This is a genomic window from Mesorhizobium sp. M7A.F.Ca.CA.004.12.1.1 (assembly GCF_003997835.1).
Lineage (GTDB): Bacteria > Pseudomonadota > Alphaproteobacteria > Rhizobiales > Rhizobiaceae > Mesorhizobium.
Genome location: NZ_RZRK01001037.1, coordinates 1 through 1819, shown reverse-complemented (window position 1 = coordinate 1819; position 1819 = coordinate 1). Strand labels below are relative to the sequence as shown.

Here is a 1819-nt window from a genome sequence, read left to right as displayed (position 1 = left end):
GCCAGGGGACAGATATGACCGACCTATCCTGGCTGACCGCCCGGCCCGTCGCCCATCGCGGCTTCCACGACATGAACAAGACGCGCTGGGAAAACACGCTGTCAGCCTTCGCTGCGGCCGCCGAACGCGGCTATGCCATCGAATGCGACGTCCACCTGTCGTCCGACCGCGTTCCTGTCATCATCCATGACGGAGATCTCAAGCGCCTGACCGGCCAGGATGGTTTCGTCTGGCAGCGCACCGCAGCAGAACTCGCGGCGCTCAGGGTCGGTGGCACGGCGGACCATGTGCCGACGCTGCAGGAAATGCTCCACCTGGTCGACGGCCGCGTGCCATTGGTGGTCGAGTTGAAAGGCACGCCCGGCTATGACGAAGGCCTGGTGGCAAGCGTCGGCAAGATGCTCAAGCGCTACAAGGGCAAGGCGGCGATCATGTCGTTCGACCACTGGCTGGTCCGCGATTTTCCGAAAGACGCGCCGGGTATCCCCGGGGGTCTCACCGCCTACGGCAAGGACGTCGGGCTGATCGAGGCGCATTTCGCCATGCTGGCGCACGACATCGCCTTCACCTCCTACGCGGCCGGCGACCTGCCGAACCCATTCGTCAGCTTCGTGCGCGAAAGGCTGAAAATGCCTGTTATCACCTGGACGGTGCACGACCAGCCGGCGGTCGACCTGACCTTCAGATATGCCGACCAGATGACGTTCGAGGGGTTCGAGCCCGATCTGGTCAAAGTCGCCTGAGTGTCTGAAACGTGACTTGTACCAGGCCGGACGGAGCTTAAATAAGCCTCATGGATCAGGGCGACGAGGGTGACGGACAAACGGCCAATGCTGACTATTCGATCCGCGTCGCCGCCGGCATTGGCGCCTTCACCTGTGATGAATGGAACGGCTTTGCCGGAACCGCGCGCGGAGATTCAGAAACCAGTTACAATCCTTTGGTTTCCTTCGCTTTTCTAAGCGCACTCGAAGATTCTGGATGCGCCGTGCGGCGCACCGGCTGGCAGGGCCATCACCTCAGGCTGGAGGACGGGCAAGGCAGATTGCTGGGCGCGGTGCCCTGTTATCTCAAATCGCACAGCCAGGGCGAATATGTGTTCGATCATGGCTGGTCGGATGCCTTCGAGCGCGCCGGCGGCCGTTACTATCCCAAACTGCAAAGTGCCGTGCCGTTCTCCCCGGTCACCGGCCCTCGCCTGCTGGTCAGCAAAGGCGAGGACAGCGCCAAAGTGAAGGCCGGTCTCGCGGCGGGCCTGAAGGCGGTGACGCAAAAACTCGGCGTCTCTTCCGCGCATGTCACCTTCGCGCAAGAGAGCGATGTGGAAGTGCTGGAAGCGGCAGGCTTCCTGCACCGCACCGACCAGCAATTCCATTTCTTCAACGAAGGTTTTTCGACCTATGACGACTTCCTCGCCACCCTTGCCTCGCGCAAGCGAAAGGCGATGAAGAAGGAAAGGCGTGAAGCGCTTGCCCCAGGCATTTCGATCGATCGGCTGACCGGCAAGGACCTCACGGAGAAGGCCTGGGACGATTTCTTCGCCTTCTACATGGACACCGGCAGCCGCAAATGGGGCCGGCCCTATCTCAACCGTCAATTCTTCTCGCTGATCGGCGAACGCATGGCCGACGACATCCTGCTGGTGATGGCCAGGCGCAATGGCCGCTATATCGCCGGCGCCATCAATTTCATCGGTTCGGACGCACTCTATGGCCGCAACTGGGGCTGCATCGAGGACCATCCTTTCCTGCATTTCGAGGTCTGCTATCACCAGGCGATCGACTTCGCCATCGAACGCAAGCTGAAGGTTGTCGAGGCA

Annotated in this window: 2 protein-coding genes; both read left to right on the top strand. The window is 61.4% G+C overall.

Annotation, left to right across the window (positions count from 1 at the left end; all coding sequences use genetic code 11):
- Nucleotides 1–14 precede the first annotated feature (14 nt).
- Nucleotides 15–743, top strand: a complete 729-nt coding sequence (locus EN984_RS33265; protein ID WP_127269017.1) for a glycerophosphodiester phosphodiesterase — start codon at nucleotides 15–17, stop codon at nucleotides 741–743.
- A gap of 50 nt (nucleotides 744–793) precedes the next feature.
- The coding region (locus tag EN984_RS33260) for a GNAT family N-acetyltransferase (protein ID WP_127384293.1) at nucleotides 794–1819 on the top strand (1026 nt) is incomplete at its 3' end.